Annotated in this window: 23 protein-coding genes and 2 pseudogenes; 21 read left to right on the plus strand and 4 right to left on the minus strand. The window is 72.2% G+C overall.

All coding sequences use genetic code 11. From position 1 onward, the window contains the following. Positions 1 to 83: 83 nt before the first annotated feature. On the minus strand, positions 84 to 479 hold the full coding sequence (locus ABD954_RS06960; protein WP_345484909.1) for a cupin domain-containing protein: 396 nt from the start codon (positions 477 to 479) through the stop codon (positions 84 to 86). Positions 480 to 639: 160 nt separating this feature from the next. Between ABD954_RS06960 and ABD954_RS06965 the strand changes: the two genes are divergently transcribed. Continuing rightward, positions 640 to 1,584, plus strand: coding sequence for a helix-turn-helix domain-containing protein (locus ABD954_RS06965; protein WP_345492003.1), 945 nt, complete (start codon positions 640 to 642; stop codon positions 1,582 to 1,584). A 126-nt stretch (positions 1,585 to 1,710) separates the two neighbouring features. Continuing rightward, positions 1,711 to 2,205 (plus strand): annotated as a pseudogene (locus ABD954_RS06970) (VOC family protein); the annotation flags it as partial. On the opposite strand, the gene ABD954_RS06975 reads toward ABD954_RS06970, so the two are convergent. Beyond that, a complete protein-coding gene (locus tag ABD954_RS06975; RefSeq protein WP_345484910.1) occupies positions 2,196 to 3,050 on the minus strand; it encodes a helix-turn-helix domain-containing protein in 855 nt (284 codons plus the stop codon). The pseudogene ABD954_RS06970 and the gene ABD954_RS06975 overlap by 10 nt on opposite strands. A gap of 204 nt (positions 3,051 to 3,254) precedes the next feature. Continuing rightward, positions 3,255 to 4,379: a YihY/virulence factor BrkB family protein gene (locus tag ABD954_RS06980; RefSeq protein WP_345484911.1), complete on the minus strand. Its 1,125-nt coding sequence runs from the start codon at positions 4,377 to 4,379 to the stop codon at positions 3,255 to 3,257. A gap of 17 nt (positions 4,380 to 4,396) precedes the next feature. On the opposite strand from ABD954_RS06980, the gene ABD954_RS06985 reads away from it, so the two are divergent. From ABD954_RS06985 to ABD954_RS07070, 19 genes and pseudogenes are all read left to right on the plus strand, one after another. Next, positions 4,397 to 6,061, plus strand: a complete 1,665-nt coding sequence (locus tag ABD954_RS06985; protein WP_345484912.1) for an acyl-CoA dehydrogenase family protein — start codon at positions 4,397 to 4,399, stop codon at positions 6,059 to 6,061. Positions 6,062 to 6,587: 526 nt separating this feature from the next. Continuing rightward, on the plus strand, positions 6,588 to 7,907 hold the full coding sequence (locus tag ABD954_RS06990; RefSeq protein ID WP_345484913.1) for a helix-turn-helix domain-containing protein: 1,320 nt from the start codon (positions 6,588 to 6,590) through the stop codon (positions 7,905 to 7,907). 190 nt (positions 7,908 to 8,097) lie between these two features. After that, positions 8,098 to 8,607, plus strand: coding sequence for a hypothetical protein (locus ABD954_RS06995; protein WP_345484914.1), 510 nt, complete (start codon positions 8,098 to 8,100; stop codon positions 8,605 to 8,607). A 266-nt stretch (positions 8,608 to 8,873) separates the two neighbouring features. After that, positions 8,874 to 9,443 (plus strand): GNAT family N-acetyltransferase, encoded by a 570-nt coding sequence (locus tag ABD954_RS07000; RefSeq protein WP_345484915.1) that lies wholly within the window; start codon positions 8,874 to 8,876, stop codon positions 9,441 to 9,443. A gap of 173 nt (positions 9,444 to 9,616) precedes the next feature. Beyond that, positions 9,617 to 9,700 (plus strand): putative leader peptide, encoded by an 84-nt coding sequence (locus ABD954_RS33575; protein WP_352077884.1) that lies wholly within the window; start codon positions 9,617 to 9,619, stop codon positions 9,698 to 9,700. A 125-nt stretch (positions 9,701 to 9,825) separates the two neighbouring features. Next, complete coding sequence (locus ABD954_RS07005) at positions 9,826 to 11,523, plus strand: nitrite/sulfite reductase (RefSeq protein WP_345484916.1); 1,698 nt, start codon at positions 9,826 to 9,828, stop codon at positions 11,521 to 11,523. Between the two features lie 37 nt (positions 11,524 to 11,560). Next, positions 11,561 to 11,740 carry a hypothetical protein gene (locus ABD954_RS07010; RefSeq protein WP_345484917.1) on the plus strand — a complete coding sequence of 60 codons (180 nt, stop codon included), beginning with the start codon at positions 11,561 to 11,563 and terminating at the stop codon, positions 11,738 to 11,740. Further along, complete coding sequence (locus ABD954_RS07015; protein ID WP_345484918.1) at positions 11,737 to 12,444, plus strand: phosphoadenylyl-sulfate reductase; 708 nt, start codon at positions 11,737 to 11,739, stop codon at positions 12,442 to 12,444. Before ABD954_RS07010 ends, ABD954_RS07015 begins: the two co-directional genes overlap by 4 nt. After that, on the plus strand, positions 12,444 to 13,010 hold the full coding sequence (gene cysC, locus ABD954_RS07020) for an adenylyl-sulfate kinase (RefSeq protein WP_345492005.1): 567 nt from the start codon (positions 12,444 to 12,446) through the stop codon (positions 13,008 to 13,010). Before ABD954_RS07015 ends, cysC begins: the two co-directional genes overlap by 1 nt. Next, complete coding sequence (cysD, locus tag ABD954_RS07025) at positions 13,007 to 13,942, plus strand: sulfate adenylyltransferase subunit CysD (RefSeq protein ID WP_345484919.1); 936 nt, start codon at positions 13,007 to 13,009, stop codon at positions 13,940 to 13,942. Before cysC ends, cysD begins: the two co-directional genes overlap by 4 nt. After that, positions 13,942 to 15,294, plus strand: coding sequence for a sulfate adenylyltransferase subunit 1 (locus tag ABD954_RS07030; protein WP_345484920.1), 1,353 nt, complete (start codon positions 13,942 to 13,944; stop codon positions 15,292 to 15,294). Before cysD ends, ABD954_RS07030 begins: the two co-directional genes overlap by 1 nt. A 204-nt stretch (positions 15,295 to 15,498) precedes the next feature. Continuing rightward, complete coding sequence (locus tag ABD954_RS07035) at positions 15,499 to 16,608, plus strand: aliphatic sulfonate ABC transporter substrate-binding protein (RefSeq protein ID WP_345484921.1); 1,110 nt, start codon at positions 15,499 to 15,501, stop codon at positions 16,606 to 16,608. A gap of 36 nt (positions 16,609 to 16,644) precedes the next feature. Continuing rightward, a complete protein-coding gene (locus ABD954_RS07040; RefSeq protein ID WP_345484922.1) occupies positions 16,645 to 17,442 on the plus strand; it encodes an ABC transporter ATP-binding protein in 798 nt (265 codons plus the stop codon). Beyond that, positions 17,429 to 18,325 carry an ABC transporter permease gene (locus ABD954_RS07045; protein ID WP_345484923.1) on the plus strand — a complete coding sequence of 299 codons (897 nt, stop codon included), beginning with the start codon at positions 17,429 to 17,431 and terminating at the stop codon, positions 18,323 to 18,325. Before ABD954_RS07040 ends, ABD954_RS07045 begins: the two co-directional genes overlap by 14 nt. Before the next feature lie 5 nt (positions 18,326 to 18,330). Beyond that, positions 18,331 to 19,113: a sirohydrochlorin chelatase gene (locus ABD954_RS07050; RefSeq protein ID WP_345484924.1), complete on the plus strand. Its 783-nt coding sequence runs from the start codon at positions 18,331 to 18,333 to the stop codon at positions 19,111 to 19,113. A 79-nt stretch (positions 19,114 to 19,192) separates the two neighbouring features. Further along, entirely contained in the window at positions 19,193 to 19,570 is a 378-nt protein-coding gene (locus ABD954_RS07055) for a hypothetical protein (protein WP_345484925.1), read from the plus strand. Between the two features lie 170 nt (positions 19,571 to 19,740). Continuing rightward, complete coding sequence (locus ABD954_RS07060) at positions 19,741 to 20,475, plus strand: DUF6193 family natural product biosynthesis protein (RefSeq protein WP_345484926.1); 735 nt, start codon at positions 19,741 to 19,743, stop codon at positions 20,473 to 20,475. A 63-nt stretch (positions 20,476 to 20,538) separates the two neighbouring features. After that, positions 20,539 to 21,207 carry a phosphotransferase gene (locus tag ABD954_RS07065; RefSeq protein WP_345484927.1) on the plus strand — a complete coding sequence of 223 codons (669 nt, stop codon included), beginning with the start codon at positions 20,539 to 20,541 and terminating at the stop codon, positions 21,205 to 21,207. Positions 21,208 to 21,322: 115 nt separating this feature from the next. After that, positions 21,323 to 21,536, plus strand: a pseudogene (locus tag ABD954_RS07070) (IS630 family transposase); the annotation flags it as partial. Positions 21,537 to 21,546: 10 nt separating this feature from the next. Here ABD954_RS07070 and ABD954_RS07075 read toward each other — a convergent pair. Next, positions 21,547 to 22,152: a mycothiol-dependent nitroreductase Rv2466c family protein gene (locus ABD954_RS07075; protein WP_345484928.1), complete on the minus strand. Its 606-nt coding sequence runs from the start codon at positions 22,150 to 22,152 to the stop codon at positions 21,547 to 21,549. Positions 22,153 to 22,211 lie beyond the last annotated feature (59 nt).

The following is a 22,211-nucleotide window of genomic DNA, read 5'->3' on the forward strand; positions in this document are numbered from 1 at the left end:
CGTGGATCTTCGCGGTCCAGAAGAACGTAGCGGGCGGACGGCCCGACGTGCCACGTATTTTTCCGGCGGTCCTGAACGGCCCGTCAGGCGGTGAGGGAATGCCCGGTCGTCGCGTCCACGTGGTCCGGCAGTTCGTCGTGACGGTCGCCCACGGAGAGCGTCCCGGTCGGCTCGAACAGCAGGATCGCGGCGCCGGCCGGGGCCGACGGCCGGTGTTCCGTACCCCTCGGCACGGTGAAGACGGAGCCGCGGTTCAGGACGACGGTGCGCTCACCGCCGCGCTCGCGCAGGGCGATCCGCAGCTCCCCGTCGAGGACGAGGAAGAACTCGTCGGTGTCGTCGTGCGCGTGCCAGACGTGTTCGCCCTCGACCTTGGCGACGCGGACGTCGTAGTCGTTGACGCGGGTGACGATCCGGGGACTCCACAGGGCGTCGAAGGAGGCGAGGGCGTGGGCCAGGGCGATGGGTTCGTTGCTCATGGGCCGATCCTCGGCGGTTCCGCCGGTAGGCCGTGAGTGCTAGAAATCGCGCATGGCGAAAGGATCCTCGCACGAAGGGGCGCACGGAGGGGCGCACGGCGCGACGGACGGAGGGGCGGACGGCGAGGCGGCGGCCGGGGAGGCGCTGCACCGGGTCGTCGTGATCGTGGACGAGAACTCCAACCCGTTCGAACTGGGCTGCGCCACCGAGGTCTTCGGACTGCGCCGCCCGGAACTGGGGCGTGACCTGTACGCGTTCTCGCTGTGCTCGCCCGAGCCCCGCACACCGATGCGAGACGGCTTCTTCACCCTCACGGGTGTCGCCGGTCTGGAGGCGGCCGACACGGCGGACACCCTCGTCGTCCCCAACCGGCCCGACGTCGAGGTGCCGCGCCGCCCGGCCGTGCTCGACGCGGTGCGGCGGGCGCACGCGCGGGGCGCGCGGCTGATCGGCTTCTGCAGCGGGGCGTTCACGCTGGCCGAGGCCGGGGTCCTGGACGGGCGTCGGGCCACGGCGCACTGGCAGTGGGCGGACGACTTCCGTGCCCGGTTCCCCTCGGTGCGGCTGGAGCCCGACGTGCTGTTCGTGGACGACGGCGACATCCTGACCGCGGCGGGCAGCGCGGCAGCGCTCGACCTGGGTCTGCACGTGGTCCGCCGGGACCACGGCGCCGAGGTCGCCAACGCGGTCAGCCGGCGGCTGGTCTTCGCGGCGCACCGGGACGGCGGGCAGCGGCAGTTCGTCGAGCATCCGATGCCCGAGCTCAGGGACGAGTCCCTGGCACCGGTCCTGGCCTGGGCGCGGGAACGCCTGGACGCCCCGCTCGCCGTGGCCGACCTCGCCGCCCGCGCGGCCGTGAGCCCGGCGACGCTGCACCGGCGTTTCCAGGCCCAGCTGGGCACGACGCCCCTCGCGTGGCTGACGGGGGAACGGCTGACGCTCGCGTGCCGGCTGATCGAGCGGGGCGAGTCCCGCTTCGAGGTGGTCGCCCGGCACAGCGGCCTGGGCACGGCGGCCCATCTGCGGATGCTGATGCGGCGCGAGATCGGCATCACCCCATCGGAGTACCGCCACCGCTTCGGACCTCCCCCGGCCGGGCGCTGAGCCCTGACGGCCCCGACAGGAGCGTCACCGCACCGGACACGGCCGCGCGCCGCTCCTTCCGGCCGGCCGCGCGCCCCGCGCCGCCGCCCGCGCCTCCCCGGCCGGCCGCGCGCCGGCCCGTCCGTCGTGTCCGATCCGTACAAGACGGCGCCGCGCCGCCCCTCCTACCGTGCCGGCATGAACACGAACCGACCCTCCGACACGAACCGACCCTCCCCCTCCTCCTCCCCCCTTCCCGCTCCCCGTCTCGACGTCATCGGCCTCGTCACGGCCGACATGGCGGCGTCCCTCGCCTTCTACCGGCTGCTTGGGCTCGACGTGCCCGACGGTGCCGAGAACAGGCCGCACGTGGAGGTGGCGCTGCCGGGCGGGATGTGGGTGCTGTGGGACAGCGAGGACGTCGTACGGTCCTACGACCCGGCGTGGACGCGGCCGGCCGGCGGGGGCGAGCGGGTGACGCTCGCCTTCCGTCTACGGGAGCCGGGCGAGGTCGACGCGCTGTACGAGACGCTGACCGCCGCCGGTCATCGCGGCCACCTCGAGCCGTGGGACGCCGTCTGGGGCCAGCGATACGCGGTCGTGCTCGACCCGGACGGGTCCGCGGTGTCCCTCTACGCCGACCGTGCCGGCGAGGCCGCCGGCACGGAGGACGGGGACGGCACGGAGGACGCGGACCGCTCGAAGGACGGGGACCGCTCGAAGGACGGGGACGGCACGGAGGACGCGGACCGCTCGAAGGACGGGGACCGCTCGAAGGACGCGGACCGCACGGACGCCGTGTGACGGGTCAGGGTCGTGCCCGTCAGGGCGCGCATCTCGCGGGCCAGGTGGGCCTGGTCGGCACAGCCCGCGCGGTGGGCCGCCTCCGCGTACGGCACTCCGCGGGCCACCAGGTCGAGGGCGCGCCGCAGGCGCAGGATCCGGGCCAGGGTCTTCGGGCCGTAGCCGAACGCGGCGAGCGAGCGCCGGTGCAGCTGCCGCGCCCCGAGGCCCACCGCGTCGGCCACGGCCCCGACCGGCTCTCCCGCCCCGAGCCGGGCGACAACGGCCCGCAGCAGCGGATCGGGCGCGGGCGCGTCGGCCGCCCTGCGCAGCACCAGCGCCTCCAGGGCGGCGGCCCGGTCGGCCGCCCCCGTGACCTCGTCGGCGAGCCGGCGGGCGGCGCGGGCGCCCCACAGGTCGGCGAGCTCGACCCGCCGGTCGCGCAGGGCGCTGGCCTCGGTGCCGAGCACGGACGGGGCCTCACCGGGCGCAAACCGTACTCCGGCGTACGCGTGGGCGGGACTCCCGGGCACGTACGCCCGCGTGTCGGGCCCGGCCACGAGCAGCGTGCCGTCGGCCCAGATCAGGTCCATGCAGCCGTCGGGCAGGACCGGCCGGGTCCCCGAGTCCGCCGGGTCGGCGGGACCGGTGAGCCGGGTCCAGACGACGGCGCCGTCGAGGCGGGAGGGACGTTCCTCGTACACCGCTCCAGGGTAGGCGGGCCGTCCGACACCGCCCGAGCGGCCGGACGGAGTGGTGCGCGAGCCGACGGGCCGGGCGGTTCCGTCCGCCTCCGCGCGCGGTCGTCAGTCCGGTTCCGTCCACTTCCGCGCACGGCCGTCAGTCCGGTTCCGTCCGCCTCCGCGCACGGCCGTCAGTCCGGTTCCGTCCGCCTCCGCGCACGGTCGTCAGTCCTTCTCCCACCCCGCGTGCAGCCGTGACTTCACGTCGTCCGGCGGCAGGAACCGCGACCAGCGTTCGGGGAACTCGGACGGCATGTCCGGGTCGTCCTCGTCCACGTCCTCCGCCTCCGCCCGGAGGCGGGCCATCAGTTCGGCGGCCTGGACGGCGCGGGCGCGTTCGTTGGCCTCGCGCGCGGCGGCGGTGGCGACGGAGGGCCAGACGCGGTCGATGGCCGCGTTGACGGCGGCGCCGACCAGGACGGCGAAGGCGGAGATGCCGATCCAGAGCAGGACGGCGATGGGGGCGGCGAGGGAACCGTAGATGGTGGGGCCCTCGACCTGGCTGGTCAGGTAGATGCGCAGCAGGAAACTGCCGAGGACCCACATCGCGAGGGCGACGAGGGCGCCCGGGATGTCCTCGATCCACGGGGAGCGGACCGGCACGGACACGTGGTACAGCGTCGTCAGGAAGGCGATGGACAGCAGGATGACGGCCGGCCAGTACAGGACGGAGACGACCTCCGTGCCGAAGGGGACGAACTCCACCACCCGGTCCGGGCCGACGACCGCCAGCGGCAGGACGACGGCGCCGATGATCAGGGCGATGATGTAGAGCAGGAAGGCGAGCAGCCGGGTCTTGACGATGCCGCGGTGACCGTCGAGGCCGTACATGACGGTGATGGTGTCGATGAAGACGTTGACGGCACGGGAACCGGACCACAGGGCGATGGCGAAGCCGAGGGAGATCAGGTCGGGGCGCTTGCCGTGGGTGACGTCCTCCAGGAGGGGGCGGGCGATCTCGTTGACGCCCCGGTCGGACAGGACCGTCCGGGCGGCGTGGAGGATGTTCTCCTCGATGCTGGCGACGGTGTCGGTGTTGGTCCATTCGTCGGCGTAGCCGAGGAGGGCGATCAGGCCGAGCAGCAGCGGCGGCAGGGACAGCAGGGTGAAGAAGGCGGCTTCGGCGGCGAGGCCGAGGATGCGGTACTCGATGCACGAGTTGACCGTGTCCTTGAGGAGCAGCCAGACCATTTTGCGCTTGGAGACGTTGCGGTACAGGACGCGGGCTCGGTGGAGCCTGCTCCAGGGCCGCCGCTCGGGTCGTTCGGGTGTTTCGTTTGCTGCCTGCACCTCCTTACCGTATCGGCATGGCAGCCGGCACCCACACCGTGACCAACCAGGCTCCGCCCCTGGTGGCGTACGACATGTTCACGTCCGATCGGGCCCTCGCGGAGGCCGTCGAGCGGCATCTGCCACCGGACGTCCACGACGAGGCGATCGGGCACCTGACCTCCTTCGGAGTGTCGGCGGGCTCGGCACAGGCGCAGGGATGGGGGACGCTCGCGAACGACTGTCCGCCGCGGCTGCGCACCCACGACCGGTACGGCAACCGGATCGACGAGGTCGACTTCCATCCGTCGTGGCACCGGCTGCTCGGCCGGGCGGTGACGGCCGGTCTCTCGGGCGGCGCGTGGGGCCGTCCGGGTGGTCATGTGTGGCGGGCGGCCGGTTTCGTCCTGGCCGCGCAGGTGGAGGCGGGGCACCTGTGTCCGCTGTCGATGACGCACGCGGCGGTGCCGGCGCTGCGGGCCGAGCCGGAGCTCGCCGAGGCGTGGGAGCCGCTGCTGGCCTCGCGGGTGTACGAGCAGGGGCTGCGGCCGCCGCTGGAGAAGGCGGGCGTGCTGCTCGGGATGGGCATGACGGAGAAGCAGGGCGGCAGTGACGTACGGGCGAACACGACCCGCGCGGAGCCGCTGGCGGCCGACGGGGAGTACGTGCTCACGGGGCACAAGTGGTTCTGCTCCGCCCCGATGTCCGACGGCTTCCTGGTCCTGGCGCAGGCCCCGGCGGGGCTGACCTGCTTCCTGGTGCCCCGGGTGCTGCCGGACGGGGCGCGCAACGCGTTCCTGATCCAGCGGCTCAAGGACAAGCTGGGCAACCGGTCGAACGCGTCCGCCGAGGTGGAGTTCGACGGGACGACGTGGGCGCGCCGGGTCGGCGAGGAGGGCCGGGGGGTGCGCACGATCATCGGCATGGTGGCGGCGACCCGGCTCGACTGCGTGCTGGGGTCGGCGGGTCTGATGCGGCAGGCGGTGGCGCAGGCCGTGCACCACGCCTCGTACCGCAGGGCGTTCGGCGGGCTGCTCGTCGACAAGCCGCTGATGCGGAACGTGCTGGCCGATCTGGCCCTGGAGTCGGAGGCGGCCACCGTGCTCGGGCTGCGGCTGGCGGCGGCGTACGACGCGGCCGGAGCCGGAGGTGCGGACGCGGAGGCGGAGCGGGCGCTGCTGCGGGTCGCGGTGCCGGTGGCGAAGTACTGGGTGACGAAACGGTGCACCCCGCTGGTGGCCGAAGCGCTGGAGTGCCTGGGCGGGAACGGGTACGTCGAGGAGTCGGGGCTGCCCCGGCTGCTGCGGGAGTCGCCGCTGAACTCCATCTGGGAGGGCGCGGGGAACGTGCAGGCGCTGGACGTGCTGCGGGCGCTGCAGAGGGAGCCGGCGGCGCTGAACGCGTTCCTGGAGGAGGTCGGCCGGGCCCGCGGGGCGGATCACCGGCTGGACCGGGCGATCCGGGACCTGCTGGCCGAACTGGCGGACCTGGAGGGGATCGAGGCGCGGGCGCGGCGCCTGGTGGAGCGGATGGCGCGGGTGCTCCAGGGTGCGCTGCTGGTGCGGTGGGCGCCGCCGGAGGTCGCGGACGCGTTCTGTGCCTCGCGGCTCGGCGGCGACTGGGGGGCGGCGTTCGGGACGCTGCCGCACACGCTCGACCTGGGGGCGCTGGTGGCGCGGGCGCGGCCCGTGGACGCGGATTGACGCCGGACGGCTGAACGTGCGTGTGGGGGGACCGTCTCGCGGGTGACGGTGGTGCTTTGTGCCGCGCGTGCCAGGGGTGGACCTGAGGGGGTCGGCGCGCGCGGAGGAGCGGAGGGTGGTGCTGCGCCGACACGGCACCACCCTCCGCTTCGGTTCCACCCTCCTGGACGGGGGCGGGGGTCGCCAGGGTTGCAAAGGGTTGCAGGATTACCCGAAGCGCCCCGCGCGCGGCGCTGCGGAGGGGCACGATGGGCGCCGGGACGCACCGAGTGCACAACCGATACAGCACCGATACGGCAGCATGCCGGCCGGCACGACAGCCAGACACCAGACAGCCAGACAGCCAGACACCAAACACCAAACACCAAACACCAGACAGCGACACAGCCACACAGCCACACAGCCACACAGCACAACGGCACCACACCACAACGGCACGACAGCACCGCAGCACCACAGCAAAACAGCCAGCAGGACAGCACCACTTCAGCGCCGATGCAGCACCGCGGGTGGCCGGGAGGGACCGATGAACAACACGCAGCTCGACCTGAACCGGCTGGCCGCCATGGATTCCGCCCAGGCGACCCGGCTGCTGCTCAAGGTCCGCGAGGCGACGCTGTCCGGCCGGACCCCACCGGTGGCACCGCGCCCGGTGATCGACGCGTCCTGGCGGCGGATGTTCCGGCTCGGCCTGAACCCGGACCAGGGCACGAGCAGCGTGCTGCTGCGGCGCGACGAACTGGAGGAGCGGCGGCGGACGACGGCGCTCGGCGAGGTGATGCGGACGCTCAGCGCGGGGCTGGCGGGGATCGCCGACGCCTCCATGCAGATCATGGTGGTGACGGACGAGCAGGGCCGGGTGTTGTGGCGGGAGGGCAACATGGCGGTGCTGCGCCGGGCCCACGGCATCTGCCTGGAGGAGGGGGCGGCCTGGAGCGAGCACGACACCGGGACGAACGCGGTGGGCACGGCGCTCGCCATGGGCAGGGCCGTCCAGGTGCACTCGGCCGAGCACTACGTCCACCAGCTGCACAACTGGACCTGTGCCGCCGCCCCCGTCCACGACCCGCGTGACCAGCGGCTGCTCGGCATCGTGGACGTGAGCGGTCCGGCGTCCAGCTTCCATCCGGCGACGCTGGCCCTGGTGGCCTCGGTGGCGCAGCTGGCGGAGGCGGAGATGCGGCAGCGGCACCTGCGGTCGATCGAGCGGCTGCGGTCGGTGGCCGCGCCGATCCTGTGCCGGGTGGGCGGCCGGGCGATCGCGGTGGACACGCACGGCTGGACGGCGGCGGTGACCGGGATGGCGCCGGTGGACCGGCTGGCGCTGCCCAAGTCCTTCCGGGCGGGCCGGACGTGGCTGCCGTCGCTGGGGATGTGTGCGGTGGAGCCGTTGCCGGGCGGCTGGCTGCTGCGGGTCGAGGAGGAGACCCCGCCGGCCGGTGCCGGCTCGGGCGCGGCGAGCCGGGTGGTCCTCGACCTGAGCCGGCCGCGCCGCTGGACGGTGGCGGTGTCGGGCGCGGCCGGCAGCTGGTCGCAGGAGCTGAGCCCGCGCCATGCGGAGCTGCTGTATCTGCTCGCCCTGCACCCGGAGGGGCGGACGGCGGCGGACCTGGCCCAGGACGTGTTCGGCGACCGGACCCGGACGGTGACGGTACGGGCGGAGCTGTCGCGGGTGCGCCGCAATCTGGCGGGGGTCCTCGCCCACCGCCCGTACCGCTTCAGCGAGGAGGTCGAGGTCGAGGTCGTCACCCCGTCCCACCCGGCCGACCTCCTCCCCCACTCCACGGCCCCGGCGGTCCGCGCGGTGCGCGAGGGGCGGACGGGACGGGCGGGACGGGCCGGATAGGCGGGACGGGCGGAGCCCGGGTGGGCCCGGCGGGCCCGGCGGGCCGGGCGCACGAGACAGGGGGACGTCCGGAACGGCGCGTGTCAGGAAGTCCTGCCGCGATCCAGTAGGGTGACGTGCGCTCGTCAAGGCGAGCACCTCTTTTCGCACACGCGTCATCGCACAACACACACTCAACGGGGGTTGAAGCGTGAAGCTTCGTCATGTCCGCGCCGTCGCCGTCTTCGGAATCGCCCTGATCGCCCTCACCGGCGCCCGGGGCTCCGGCGGCGGAAGCTGCAGCGGTGGCGGCTCGAACAGTTCCAGCAGCTCCGGCAGCGGCTCGGACCACGGCTCCGACGGCAACGGCTCCAGCTCCGGTGGCGTCACCTCGGGTGGCGTCGGGGGCTCGTCGAAGGACCGCGCGCAGCGCGACGTCCGCATCGACGACTGCGCGCTGAGCGCCGACCGCAAGAACCTGGTCGCCAAGGTCACCATCACCAACAGCGACTCGTCGGCGTACCTCTACGACGTCACCCTGCAGTTCAAGGGCGCCGAGGGTTCGAGCTCCGCCAAGCCGGCGGTGGCCGAGGTCAAGGACCTGCGGGTCGAGGGCGGCGCGTCGAAGCAGGCCGAGGCCAGCACCCCGTACACCGGCGGCGGCGACGGCTCCGAGTACACGCGCTGCGTCGTCACCGACGCCGACCGCGTCATCGGCTGACACCCGTGAGCGAGCCCCCGGCCCAGGCCGGGGGCTTTCGCGTGGCGCCGCACACACCCGCCGGACGCACCCGCCGCCGACCGCGCCCGCCGGACGCACCCCCCGCCGCACACACCCGCCGGACGCACGCCCGCCGACCGCACCCGCCCCGCCGGCCAGACCGCCCGCCGCATTCGCCGCCTGGACAGGGCGTCCGGCATGCGGACAGCATTCCGCCAGGACCGAACACAGTGGGAATCCGGCCCTCCGCATGATGCGATGAAGCCATGAGCATCACTCTCACCACCTGGTCCCTCGAGCAGACCTCGCCGTCCGACCTGCGCCCGGTCCCCGCTCCCGAGGGCGGGGACCTGCGGATCGTGCGGGCCGAGGTGCCCTCGCCGGAGTTCAGCCGCTTCCTCTATACCGCGGTCGGCGGCGACATCCGCTGGACCGACCGGCTGCCGCTGACCTACGCGCAGTGGCAGGAGATAGTGGAGCGGCCCGGCGCCGAGATCTGGGTCGCGTACGAGAAGGGGACGCCGGCCGGGTACGTGGAGCTGGAGGCGCAGCCCGACGGCGTGGTGGAGATCGTGTACTTCGGCCTGATCCCGGCCTTCCGCGGCCGCGGCATCGGCGGCCACCTCCTGTCGGTCGGGGTCGAGCGGGCCTGGGACCTGGCCGAGCGCTGGCCGGACCGGGAGCCCACCGAGCGGGTGTGGCTGCACACCTGCTCGCTCGACGGCGAGCACGCGATGGCCAACTACGAGCGCCGCGGCTTCCGGCTCTTCGACACCAAGGTGGAGCAGACCGAGGCCGCCGAGAACCCCGGCCCGTGGCCGGGCGCGTTCGCCTGAGGGATCCCGGGCAGGGATCCCGCACCACCCTCGGCCTCCGGGCCGCGAAAAGGGGCCCTGAACTGGGCCCCTTTTGCGTGACCCACGCCACACCATCTCGTACAACGAGACAGTCATGTCCATATTCTGGACGAAGCTGGACTGGTTCCAAACTCCCGTGACACGCTTCCGTCATGTCTGGAACTGGAATTGCCTTGGTGAGTCGGCGGCACGTCGACCTCGGCCGCATGTCCAGCGCCATGTGTTCGGCGCGCTGAGAGAACCAGCACCGCCGCACATCTCTTCTCAAGTCCTGTCCCTGCGCACCGTCGCGCCACTCTCCGTACGAGCGCGAGTGTGCAGGTCAGAGCCGCCCTCCCGCAGTCCCGAAGGACATATCGCCATGGCCGCCACCCCGGAAAACCCCACACCCGCCACCGCCCGCCGCAAGGCCGGGCGCCACCGTGGCGAGGGTCAGTGGGCCGTGGGGCACTTCACCCCGCTGAACGGCAATGAGCAGTTCAAGAAGGACGACGACGGTCTCAACGTACGGACACGTATTGAGACGATCTACTCCAAGCGCGGATTCGACTCCATCGACCCCAACGACCTGCGCGGACGCATGCGCTGGTGGGGCCTCTACACCCAGCGCCGGGAGGGCCTCGACGGCACGAAGACCGGTGTCCTGGAGCCGGAGGAGCTGGACGCCGAGTACTTCATGCTCCGCGTCCGCATCGACGGCGGCCGGCTGACCACGGAGCAGCTGCGGGTCATCGGTGAGATCTCCCAGGAGTTCGCGCGCGGCACCGCCGACATCACCGACCGGCAGAACGTCCAGTACCACTGGATCCGCATCGAGGACGTCCCGGAGATCTGGAACCGCCTGGAGGCGGTCGGCCTGTCCACCACCGAGGCCTGCGGTGACACCCCGCGCGTCATCCTCGGCTCCCCGGTGGCCGGCATCGCCGAGGACGAGATCATCGACGGCACGCCCGCCATCGAGGAGATCCAGCGGCGGATCGTCGGCAACAAGGACTTCTCCAACCTGCCCCGCAAGTTCAAGTCCGCGGTCTCCGGCTCCCCGCTGCTCGACGTGGCGCACGAGATCAACGACATCGCCTTCGTCGGCGTGCACCACCCCGAGCACGGTCCCGGCTTCGACGTCTGGGTCGGCGGCGGTCTGTCCACCAACCCCAAGCTGGGCGTCCGACTCGGCACCTGGGTCTCCCTGGACGAGGTCCCCGACGTCTACGAGGGCGTCATCTCCATCTTCCGCGACTACGGCTACCGGCGGCTGCGCAACCGCGCCCGCCTGAAGTTCCTGGTCGCCGACTGGGGCGCGGAGAAGTTCCGCCAGGTCCTGGAGGACGAGTACCTGAAGCGCAAGCTGACGGACGGCCCCGCCCCCGAGCAGCCGGCCGGCCGCTGGCGCGACCACGTCGGCGTCCACAAGCAGAAGGACGGCCGCTACTACGTGGGCTTCGCCCCGCGCGTCGGCCGGGTCGACGGCGCCACGCTGACGAAGATCGCCGAGATCGCCGAGGCGCACGGTTCGGGACGGATCCGCACCACCGCCGAGCAGAAGATGATCGTCCTGGACATCGAGGAGGCGCAGGTCGACTCGATCGTCTCCGCCCTGGAGTCCCTGGACCTGCGGGTCACCCCCTCGCCGTTCCGGCGCGGCACGATGGCCTGCACCGGCATCGAGTTCTGCAAGCTGGCCATCGTCGAGACCAAGGGGCGCGGCGCCTCGCTGATCGACGAACTGGAGCGCCGCATCCCGGAGTTCGACGAGCCGCTCACCATCAACATCAACGGCTGCCCGAACGCCTGCGCCCGCATCCAGGTCGCGGACATCGGTCTCAAGGGCCAGCTGGTCCTGGACGACGACGGCAACCGGGTCGAGGGCTACCAGGTCCACCTCGGCGGCGCGCTCGGCCTGGAGGCCGGCTTCGGCCGCAAGGTCCGCGGCCTGAAGGTCACCGCGGCCGAGCTGCCGGACTACGTCGAGCGGGTCCTCAAGCGCTTCCAGGCGGAGCGCGAGGACGGCGAGCGCTTCGCCACCTGGGCGGCGCGCGCCTCGGAGGAGGCGCTGTCGTGAGCGGGGCGAGCGCAACGAGCGAGACGAGGGAGGGCGCATGAGCGAGCGTGCCGCACCCTTCCACTGCCCCTACTGCGGGGACGAGGACCTGCGTCCGAACGAGCAGGGCCACGGCGCCTGGGAATGCGCCGCGTGCAGCCGGGCCTTCCAGCTGAAGTTCCTGGGGCTGCTCGCCCCGGCGACTTCGAGCAATGCAACTGGAGGGGAACAGACATGACGGTCACTCAGGACATGACCGCGGCCGACCTGAAGGCACTCGCCGAGCAGGCCGGCCGCGATCTGGAGGACGCCTCCGCGCTGGAGATCCTCCAGTGGGCCGCCGCGACGTTCGGCAAGGAGTTCTGCGTCACGTCCTCGATGGAGGACGCGGTCGTCGCCCACCTGGCCTCCCGGGCGATGCCCGGCGTGGACGTGGTGTTCCTGGACACCGGCTACCACTTCCCCGAGACCATCGGCACCCGTGACGCGGTCGACGCCGTCATGGACGTCAACGTCATCACGCTGACCCCGCGTCAGACGGTGGCCGAGCAGGACGCCGCCTACGGGCCGAGGCTGTTCGAGCGCGACCCCGACCTGTGCTGCGCGCTGCGCAAGGTGAAGCCGCTGGAGGAGGGCCTGACCCGCTACCGCGCGTGGGCCACCGGACTGCGCCGTGACGAGTCCCCGACCCGGGCGAACACCCCGGTCGTCGGCTGGGACGAGAAGCGGCAGAAGGTGAAGATCTCCCCGATCGCCCGCTGGACGCAGGAGGACGTGGAGTCCTACGTCCTGGAGCACGGCGTGCTCACCAACCCGCTCCTCATGGACGGTTACGCCTCCGTCGGCTGCGCCCCCTGCACCCGCCGGGTCCTCGAGGGCGAGGACGCGCGGGCCGGCCGCTGGGCCGGGCGGACCAAGACCGAATGCGGGCTGCACGGCTGATGACCACCCCCGAGACTTCCCAGGAGAACGACGTGACCGGTGCCACCATCTGGCTCACGGGCCTGCCGAGCGCCGGCAAGACCACGATCGCGTACGAGCTGGCCGGCCGGCTGCGCGAGGAGGGCCACCGCGCCGAGGTCCTCGACGGTGACGAGATCCGCGAGTTCCTGTCCGCGGGCCTCGGCTTCAGCCGCGAGGACCGGCACACCAACGTGCAGCGGATCGGCTTCGTCGCCGAACTGCTCGCCTCGCACGGCGTGAAGGTCCTGGTCCCGGTCATCGCCCCGTACGCCGACAGCCGCGAGGCGGTCCGCAAGCGCCACGAGACCGAGGGCACCCCCTACGTCGAGGTGCACGTGGCCACGCCGGTGGAGGTGTGCTCGGTGCGGGACGTGAAGGGCCTCTACGCCAAGCAGGCCGCGGGCGAGATCAGCGGGCTCACCGGCGTCGACGACCCGTACGAGGCGCCCGAGACGCCCGATCTGCGGATCGAGTCCCAGAACCAGACCGTGCAGGAGTCCGCGGCGCAGCTCCACGCGCTGCTCACCGAGAGGGGTCTGCTGTGACCACCGTTGCCCATGTTCACGACGCGACCGACAGCCCGTTCGCGCTGACGCACCTCGACTCCCTGGAGTCGGAGGCCGTCCACATCTTCCGTGAGGTGGCGGGCGAGTTCGAGCGGCCGGTGATCCTGTTCTCCGGCGGCAAGGACTCGATCGTCATGCTGCACCTGGCGCTGAAGGCGTTCGCGCCGGCGGCGGTCCCCTTCTCGCTGCTGCACGTCGACACCGGGCACAACTTCCCCGAGGTCATCGAGTACCGCGACCGGGTGGTCGCCGAGCACGGGCTGCGCCTGCACGTGGCCTCGGTGCAGGAGTACATCGACGCGGGCAAGCTGCGCGAGCGCCCGGACGGCACCCGCAACCCGTTGCAGACCGTCCCGCTGACCGAGGCGATCCAGCAGCACCGTTTCGACGCCGTCTTCGGCGGCGGCCGGCGCGACGAGGAGAAGGCCCGCGCCAAGGAGCGGGTGTTCAGCCTGCGCGACGAGTTCTCGCAGTGGGACCCGCGCCGCCAGCGGCCCGAGCTGTGGCAGCTGTACAACGGCCGGCACGCCCCCGGCGAGCACGTCCGGGTCTTCCCGCTGTCGAACTGGACCGAGCTGGACGTCTGGCAGTACATCCAGCGCGAGAAGATCGCGCTGCCGGAGATCTACTTCGCGCACGAGCGCGAGGTGTTCGCCCGCAACGGCATGTGGCTGACGGCCGGCGCGTGGGGCGGCCCGAAGGAGAACGAGACCGTGGAGCGGCGGCTGATCCGCTACCGCACGGTCGGCGACATGTCCTGCACGGGTGCGGTGGACTCCGACGCCACCACCCTGGAGGCCGTGATCGCCGAGATCGCCGCGTCCCGGCTCACCGAGCGGGGCGCGACGAGGGCGGACGACAAGCTGTCCGAGGCCGCGATGGAAGACCGCAAGCGCGAGGGGTACTTCTAATGAGCACGTCCACCGAACAGCCCACCGCCGGGCACGCGGAGCTGGCGGCGACGACCCTGCTGCGCTTCGCCACCGCCGGGTCCGTCGACGACGGCAAGTCCACGCTGGTGGGGCGCCTGCTGCACGACTCCAAGTCGGTGCTCGTCGACCAGCTGGAGGCCGTCGAGCACGCCTCCCGTTCGCGCGGTCAGGAGGCGCCGGACCTGGCGCTGCTGACCGACGGCCTGCGGGCCGAGCGGGAGCAGGGCATCACCATCGACGTGGCCTACCGCTACTTCGCGACGCCCCGGCGCCGGTTCATCCTGGCCGACACCCCCGGGCACGTGCAGTACACCCGGAACATGGTCACCGGAGCCTCCACCGCCGAGCTCGCGGTGGTGCTGGTCGACGCCCGCAACGGGGTGGTCGAGCAGACCCGCCGGCACGCGGCCGTCGCCGCTCTGCTGCGGGTCCCGCACGTGGTCCTCGCGGTGAACAAGATGGACCTGGTCGAGTACCGGGAGTCCGTCTTCGCCGCGATCGCCGAGGAGTTCACCACGTACGCCTCCGAGCTCGGCGTCCCGGAGATCACCGCGATCCCGATCTCCGCGCTGGCCGGTGACAACGTCGTGGAGCCGTCGGCGAACATGGACTGGTACGGCGGCCCGACCGTCCTGGAGCACCTGGAGACGGTGCCGGTCAGCCACGACCTGACGGCCTGCCACGCCCGCTTCCCGGTGCAGTACGTGATCCGTCCCCAGACCGCCGAGCACCCCGACTACCGCGGCTACGCGGGTCAGATCGCGGCCGGCGCGTTCCGGGTCGGCGAGCAGGTCACCGTACTGCCCTCGGGCCGGACCTCGACGATCACCGCGATCGACGCGCTCGGCGAGTCGGTCGACATCGCCTGGGCGCCGCAGTCGGTCACCCTCCGCCTCGCCGACGACATCGACATCTCGCGCGGCGACCTGATCGCCCCGAGCGGCGACGCCCCGGCGACCAGCCAGGACGTCGAGGCGACCGTCTGCCACGTCGCGGACACCCCGCTCACCGTCGGCCAGCGGGTGCTGCTCAAGCACACCACCCGCACGGTCAAGGCGATCGTGAAGGAGATCCCGTCCCGGCTCACCCTGGACGACCTCTCCCAGCACCCCGAGCCGGGCCGGCTCGTCGCCAACGACATCGGCCGGGTGAAGGTCCGCACCGCCGAGCCGCTCGCGCTCGACGCGTACGCCGACTCCCGCCGCACCGGTTCGTTCCTGCTGATCGACCCCGCGGACGGCACCACGCTCGCCGCCGGCATGGCCGGCGAGTCCTTCGCCACCGCCAAGGCCACGGCCGCGGTGGACGACGAGGAAGGCTGGGACTTCTAGATGGTCCAGGACGTCTACGGCACCTTCGCCAAGGAGGGCGGCCGGGTGGGTTCCGGCGCCCTCGGTGCGGGCCGGGGAGGTGTCGCGCGATGTGCGTGCTGACCTCCGTGCGCCGCTCCGGCGGCGCGACGCCGCTCCACCCGCACGCCACCGTGCGGCACAGACACCGACATCGAAGAAGCTGAATCGAGGGGAAGACCTCCCGTGCCTGCCACCACCCGCACCACCCTGCGCCGCAGCCTTGCCGCCGCCACCGCCCTGCCCCTGCTGATCGGGGCACTCGCCTCCTGCGGCTACGGCTCCCAGGCCAAGAACGACGAGAAGAAGGTGGCAGCCGAGGGCGAGAAGCTCTCCGCCGACACCGTACGGATCGGGTACTTCCCCAACCTCACCCACGCCACGGCCCTGGTCGGCGACCAGGAGGGCATCTTCCAGAAGGAGCTGGGCGGCACCCGGCTCGACACCACGACCTTCAACGCGGGTCCCTCGGAGATCGAGGCGCTGAACGCCGGCTCGATCGACATCGGCTTCATCGGCCCCTCGCCGTCCATCAACGGCTACACCAAGTCCAAGGGCACCAACCTGCGCATCATCGGCGGCTCGGCCTCCGGCGGCGTGAAGCTCGTGGTGAACCCGGCGAAGATCAAGACCCTGGACGACGTCAAGGGCAAGCGGATCGCCACCCCGCAGCACGGCAACACGCAGGACGTGGCCTTCCTCAACTGGATCTCGGAGAAGGGCTGGAAGGTCGACGCCCAGAGCGGCAAGGGCGACGTCTCCGTGCTCCGCACCGACAACAAGATCACCCCGGACGCCTACAAGTCCGGCTCCATCGACGGCGCCTGGGTTCCCGAGCCGACCGCGTCCAAGCTGGTCAGCGAGGGTGCCAAGGTCCTGCTCGACGAGGCGGACCTGTGGCCGGGCAAGCAGTTCGTGATCACCAACATCATCGTGTCGCAGAAGTTCCTCAAGGCGCACCCGGATGTCGTCGAGGCGGTCCTGCGGGGCTCGGTGAAGACCAACGAGTGGATCAACGCCAACCCGGAGAAGGCGAAGGCCGCCGCCAACGCCCGGCTGAAGGAGCTGACGGGCAAGCCGCTCGGCGACAAGGTCATCAACGGGGCGTGGCCGTCGATCCGGTTCACCGACGACCCGCTGGCCGCCACGCTCCAGGCGCAGGCCGACCACGCGGTCAAGGCCGGTCTCCTCGAAGCGCCCGACCTCGTCGGCATCTACGACCTGAAGCCGCTCAACAAGGTCCTGAAGGCCGCGGGCAAGCCCGAGGTCTCCGACGCCGGCCTCGGCGCCAAGTAACCCCAGTCCGCAGCTGACACCCAGGAGGTGACGACCATGGCCACGACCACGACGCTCGCCAAGGCCGAGGACCGCGTCGGCGCGGTGGGTCACGCCGCGCGCATCGAGCACGTCTCGAAGTCCTTCGGCGGACCCGCCGGCGGCCAGCTCGTCCTCGACGACATCTCGCTCGATGTCGCACCGGGCGAGTTCGTCACCCTCCTGGGTGCCTCGGGCTGCGGAAAGTCCACCCTGCTCAACCTGGTCGCCGGGCTCGACCGGCCGTCCGCGGGGTCCATCGACACCCCCGGCGGCCGGCCGGCCCTGATGTTCCAGGAGCACGCCCTCTTCCCGTGGCTGACCGCGGGCAAGAACATCGAACTCGCCCTGAAGCTGCGCGGGGTGCCGAAGGCGGAGCGCCGCCCGGAGGCCGAGCGGCTGCTCGAACTCGTGCGGCTGACCGGCTCGTACGGCAAGCGGGTGCACGAACTGTCCGGCGGCATGCGCCAGCGCGTGGCGCTCGCCCGGGCCCTCGCCCAGGACAGCGACCTGCTGCTGATGGACGAGCCGTTCGCGGCGCTCGACGCGATCACCCGGGACGTGCTGCACGACGAACTGACCCGGATCTGGCGCGAGACGCGGCTGTCGGTCCTCTTCGTCACGCACAACGTGCGCGAGGCCGTGCGCCTCGCCGAACGGGTCGTCCTCCTGTCGTCCCGGCCGGGCCGCATCGCCCGGGAGTGGACCATCGACATCCCGCAGCCGCGCCGCATCGAGGACGCCGCCGTGGCGGAACTGTCCGTCGAGATCACCGAACAACTGCGTGGGGAGATCCGCCGCCATGGCCAGCACTGAGACGACGACCACCGCCGCCGTCAAGGCCGACGACCTCGCCGGCCTGGAGGCCGGGCTCGACGCGCTCGACAGCGTGCAGATCAGCCGGACCCCGCTGCGTGAGGTCCTGCTGAAGAAGGTGCTGCCGCCGGTCCTCGCCGTCGTGCTGGTCCTGGCGGTGTGGCAGCTGCTCGTGACCCTGGAGGTCACCGAGGCGGGCAAGCTGCCGTCGCCGGGCGCGGTGTGGGACAGCCTGACCACCATGTGGCTGGAGGGCACGCTCCTCGGGGTGCTGTGGACCAGTGTGTCCCGGGCCCTGCTGGGCTTCCTGATGGCGCTCGCCATCGGCACGCCGCTCGGCCTGCTCGTGGCCCGGGTCGCCGTGGTGCGCACGGCGATCGGCCCGATCCTGTCGGGTCTGCAGTCGCTGCCGTCGGTGGCCTGGGTGGCGCCGGCCGTGCTGTGGCTGGGCCTCAACGACTCCATGATGTACGCGGTGATCCTGCTGGGCGCGGTCCCGTCGATCGCCAACGGCCTGGTGGCGGGCGTCGACCAGGTGCCGCCGCTGTTCCTGCGGGCCGGGCGGACCCTCGGCGCGACTGGTCTCAAGGGCGCCTGGCACATCGTCATGCCGGCGGCGCTGCCCGGCTACCTCGCGGGCCTGAAGCAGGGCTGGGCGTTCTCGTGGCGCTCGCTGATGGCGGCGGAGATCATCGCGTCCTCGCCGGACCTGGGTCTGGGTCTCGGCCAGCTCCTGGAGAACGGCCGCAACAACTTCGACATGCCCGGCATCTTCCTCGCGATCTTCCTGATCCTGCTCGTCGGCATCGCGATCGACCTGCTGATCTTCAGCCCGCTGGAGCGCGCCGTGCTGCGCCGCCGCGGCCTGCTGGTGAAGGCCTGATCACCATGAGCTCCCGCCCGTCGCCCACCACCCTTCCAAGGAAGCGCTCCGCGCCTGTCCTTCTTGTCGTGGCCCACGGCAGCCGCGACCCGCGGCACGCGGCGACCGTCCAGACGCTGGTGCGCCGGGCCGGTCTACTGCGGCCGGGGCTGCGGGTGGAGACGGCGTTCCTGGACTTCAACCTGCCGTCCGTGCCGGGGGCCCTGGACCGGCTGGCCGCGGAGGGCGTGCGCGAGGTGGTGGCGCTGCCGCTGCTGCTGACCCGCGCCTTCCACGCCAAGGCCGACATCCCCGCCGTGCTCCGCCAGGCCCCCGCCGGCCTGCGGATCCGGCAGGCGGACGTCCTCGGCCCCTCTCCGCTGCTGCTCGCGGCGGTGGAGCGGCGGCTGTACGAGGCCGGGCTCACGCCCGGCGACAAGAGCACGACCGGGGTCGTCCTGGCCTCGGCGGGCTCCACCGACCCGGAGGCGATCGCAGCGATCGCAGAAACGGCGCGGGAGCTGCGGGACACCGGTTGGTGCTCCGTGCGGCCTGCGTTCGCCTCCGCATCTCTTCCCCGCACGGACGAGGCGGTACGGGCCCTGCGCGCCGAGCCGGGCGTCCGGCGGGTGGCCGTGGCCCCGTACGTGATCGCCCCGGGCCGCCTCCCGGACCGCATCGCGGCGGGCGCCGCCGACGCCGACCTCCTCGCCGCCGTCCTCGGCCCCTCCCCCGAACTGGCCCGCCTCCTCCTGCAGAGGTACGAGGAGGCGGCGCGCGCTGTGCAGCGGGTGGCGGTCGCGGGGTAGGCGGGGTCGCCGGGCGGAGGCGGCCCGGCCGGGCGGAACTCGATGGACGAGACGGCCGGCGGCATGATCCACTCCGCTGATGAGCCTGGTGGTGAAGGTCTTCCTCGTCGACGCCGGCGGCAAGATGCAGGTGCTCGGCGTCCCGGACGGATGCGGCGACTCGGCGGGGTACGAGAGCTGGCGGACGGACGTCTGGGGCTCGGACGCGGTGCGCTCGCTCGGCGCCGTCATCCTCCCGTTGCTGGCCGAGGGCGATCTGTACGTGCCTCCTTACGCGGTGGACCCGTTCCTGGCGGAGTGTCTGATGCTGCGGGAGAACCAGGAGCGGATCGTCCGGGGCACGCAGCCCGTGCGCGCCGTCGAGGAGCACCGGTCCGGGATCGAGGAGCGGCTGTCGAACCTCACGGACGCGGCGCGGCGTGCGCGGGAGGTGGGCGGCGGGGTGCTCGTGTGGTGACCCCGTACCGGGAGGGGCGGTACCGAGGCGTTTCGGTGGTGCGCCGCGCGCGGCCGCACGGTCGCAGGCCCGCGGGCGACCCGCCGGTCCTCGACGGCACGACCGAACGGACGATCCGGTGATCGGAAGACGGCGGTCGGAGGCCCGCGTGATCCGGGCACACTGGTGGGATGGACTTCGGGGTGGGGCTCGGCGAGGGCCCCTGGGGCGATGACGGGGCCCTGGGGGCCGTGCTGGGGCGTACGGCCGATGGGCTGGGGCTCGCCCTGCCCGAATCGGACGGGAAACGGTGTCGAGGCGCGGAGTACGTCGACGCGCGGAACGGACGACGCGCGATCGTCTGTCCGCCCGGCCGGGAACATCGGGCTCTCCTGGTGTACCTCAAGGACAACGGCACGCCCCTGGCCTGGGGGTGGACCGCGGACCTGGTCGACGTGGTCAGGGCGGCGGCTGCGTGGACGGGCGGCGCGGGTCTGGAGGAGACCAGGGCGCGCGCCCCGTTCATCCGGTTCAGGCCCTGGGCCCTGGTCCACGAGCGGGAGCCGTTCGGTCGCGTCGAGTTGACGTGGCGCGTCAAGCTCGACCGCGTCCACATTCCGCCCTACGACCGGCACCCGCGCCCCCACGCCCTGCTTGCGGCGGCGTACGCCCAGCCGGTGCTCCGCCGGCTGATGCCGGTCAACAGTCACTTCAACCTCTGGTTCTCCACCGGGGTCGAGCAGCCCTGGAGGACACGGCTCGGGTACACCATCTGCCCGTACGACGAGGGGCTGTACGGGGTGCGGTACCAAGGCGCGCTGGTCACGCGCACCGAGACACCGGAGGAAGCCGTCGCTGTCGTGGTGGCCGCCCTGCCGGAGGGGCTGGGGCCGGCGGAGCCGAGGGTCAGCGGACACGCTCCCTAGTGCCGCACCAGGCAACGTTGGACCTGTTGGCGAGGGCTCGGCCATCAATGCAGACTGCACCGCATGGAGTTGATCGCGCAGGGCCGGGATGCTGATGTGTATGCCCTGGATGAGTCCAGGGTGCTGCGGCGATACCGGCACGGGGGGCCCACCGGTCTGGAGTCACGCTTGATCACGCACCTTGCGGCATGTGGGTATCCGGTGCCTCGGGTGTACGAGACCACCGACACCGACATGGTTCTTGAGCGGCTGGCCGGGCCGACGATGCTGGATGAGCTGGCCCGGCGCCCTTGGCGGGTGGGTTCTCTTGGCCGGGAGCTGGGCCGCCTGCACGACCGGCTCCACGCGCTGCCGGCGCCGGAGTGGCTGCCCAAGCGGTTCAGCACGGGCGATGGTGACCGGGTACTGCATCTCGACCTGCACCCCGGCAACGTCATTCTGACCCGGCGGGGACCGGTAGTGATCGACTGGTGCAACGCGGGCGCTGGTGATCCGGCTGCCGATGTGGCGATGACCATGGTGACTGTGGGCAGTGCGGACGTGCCGGGATTCGCCGCCCGGCTCGGGCGGGGGCTGTTGCTGCGCGGTGTCCGCAGCGGTTGCCGGACCGACCCGGCCGGGCGGATGCCGGAGGTGGTCCGGGCGAAGCTGGATGACCCGAATCTGACGCCCACGGAAGCAGCGTGGTTGCGGCGGCATGCCGCCGTCGGCAACGAACCCGGTAAGGGCTGAACGGATCGGTCAGGCTGCTGATCTGTGCCGGAACGGCTGCGGTACATGAGCTCGACGATGACGAGGGGCGGCGGCTGCGGCGGGGGATCATTCGCAGGGGCACCGGGTCGGTGGTGAGTTCTGCCGTCACCTGCGGACGCTGTGTCCGCCCGAGGTCCGCATCGCGATCGTCTGTGACAACTTCTCCCCGCACCTGACCACGACGAAGTGCCGGCGGGTGGCACCTGGGCGGAGGCGAACAACGTCGAGCTGCCCTACACCCCGACAGCTCCTGGCCGAACCGGATCAAGGCCCAGTTCACGGCCCTGCGCCACGCCACCCTCGACGGCTGATCCGGCACTAGCTGAGGTCCAGGCCGCCGGTGCGCGTGCGCTTGATCTCGAAGAGGTCGGGGTGGCCCGCGAGCACCCGGAAGCCGTCGAAGAGTTCGGCGGCCTTCTCACCGCGCGGGATGGCCCGCAGCACGGGGCCGAACCAGGCGGTGCCGTCCACGTGCAGGGTGGGGGTGCCGACGTAGGCGTCGGCGTCGGGGTCCTTGCCGGCGTCGTGGCTGCGGCGGACGGTCTCGTCGTGCGCGGGGTCGTGGGCTGCGGCCGCGAGGTCGGCGGGCAGGCCGAGTTCGGCGAGGGATTCGGCGATCACGGCGTCGAAGTCCTTGTTCTTCCGCTCGTGGATGCGGGTGCCGAAGGCGGTGTAGAGCGGGCGGAGGATCTCGTCGCCGAACTTCTCGGCGGCGACGGCGGCGACTCTCACCGGGCCGATCGAGGCGTCGACGAGGGTGCGGTACCAGTCGGGCAGCTCGTTGCCCTCGTTGTGGAGGTAGAGGCTCATGACCTTGAAGCGCAGGTCGAGGTCGCGGTGCCGTTCGACTTCCAGGATCCAGCGGGAGGTGATCCAGGCGAAGGGGCAGGCGGGGTCGAAGTAGAAGTCCACGGTGGTCGTCATGGATCCGACCCTAGGTGCCAGGTGGCCCTTTCGAGCGGGCCATTGCTGATCCGCCGCAC

It is taken from the genome of Streptomyces roseoviridis (assembly GCF_039535235.1).
Lineage (GTDB): Bacteria > Actinomycetota > Actinomycetes > Streptomycetales > Streptomycetaceae > Streptomyces > Streptomyces roseoviridis.

Excerpts from the sequence above, each read along its gene's own strand:
- ABD954_RS06960 (WP_345484909.1), bottom strand. The coding sequence starts at position 479 with ATGAGCAACGAACCCATCGCCCTGGCCCACGCCCTCGCCTCCTTCGAC.
- ABD954_RS07040 (WP_345484922.1), top strand. The coding sequence starts at position 16,645 with ATGGCCACGACCACGACGCTCGCCAAGGCCGAGGACCGCGTCGGCGCG.
- ABD954_RS06985 (WP_345484912.1), top strand. The coding sequence starts at position 4,397 with ATGGCAGCCGGCACCCACACCGTGACCAACCAGGCTCCGCCCCTGGTG.
- ABD954_RS07005 (WP_345484916.1), top strand. The coding sequence starts at position 9,826 with ATGGCCGCCACCCCGGAAAACCCCACACCCGCCACCGCCCGCCGCAAG.
- ABD954_RS06990 (WP_345484913.1), top strand. The coding sequence starts at position 6,588 with ATGAACAACACGCAGCTCGACCTGAACCGGCTGGCCGCCATGGATTCC.
- ABD954_RS07060 (WP_345484926.1), top strand. The coding sequence starts at position 19,741 with ATGGACTTCGGGGTGGGGCTCGGCGAGGGCCCCTGGGGCGATGACGGG.
- ABD954_RS07010 (WP_345484917.1), top strand. The coding sequence starts at position 11,561 with ATGAGCGAGCGTGCCGCACCCTTCCACTGCCCCTACTGCGGGGACGAG.
- ABD954_RS07050 (WP_345484924.1), top strand. The coding sequence starts at position 18,331 with ATGAGCTCCCGCCCGTCGCCCACCACCCTTCCAAGGAAGCGCTCCGCG.
- cysC (WP_345492005.1), top strand. The coding sequence starts at position 12,444 with ATGACCACCCCCGAGACTTCCCAGGAGAACGACGTGACCGGTGCCACC.
- ABD954_RS07045 (WP_345484923.1), top strand. The coding sequence starts at position 17,429 with ATGGCCAGCACTGAGACGACGACCACCGCCGCCGTCAAGGCCGACGAC.
- ABD954_RS07065 (WP_345484927.1), top strand. The coding sequence starts at position 20,539 with ATGGAGTTGATCGCGCAGGGCCGGGATGCTGATGTGTATGCCCTGGAT.
- ABD954_RS07015 (WP_345484918.1), top strand. The coding sequence starts at position 11,737 with ATGACGGTCACTCAGGACATGACCGCGGCCGACCTGAAGGCACTCGCC.
- ABD954_RS07030 (WP_345484920.1), top strand. The coding sequence starts at position 13,942 with ATGAGCACGTCCACCGAACAGCCCACCGCCGGGCACGCGGAGCTGGCG.
- ABD954_RS07000 (WP_345484915.1), top strand. The coding sequence starts at position 8,874 with ATGAGCATCACTCTCACCACCTGGTCCCTCGAGCAGACCTCGCCGTCC.
- ABD954_RS07055 (WP_345484925.1), top strand. The coding sequence starts at position 19,193 with ATGAGCCTGGTGGTGAAGGTCTTCCTCGTCGACGCCGGCGGCAAGATG.
- ABD954_RS07075 (WP_345484928.1), bottom strand. The coding sequence starts at position 22,152 with ATGACGACCACCGTGGACTTCTACTTCGACCCCGCCTGCCCCTTCGCC.
- ABD954_RS33575 (WP_352077884.1), top strand. The coding sequence starts at position 9,617 with ATGTCTGGAACTGGAATTGCCTTGGTGAGTCGGCGGCACGTCGACCTC.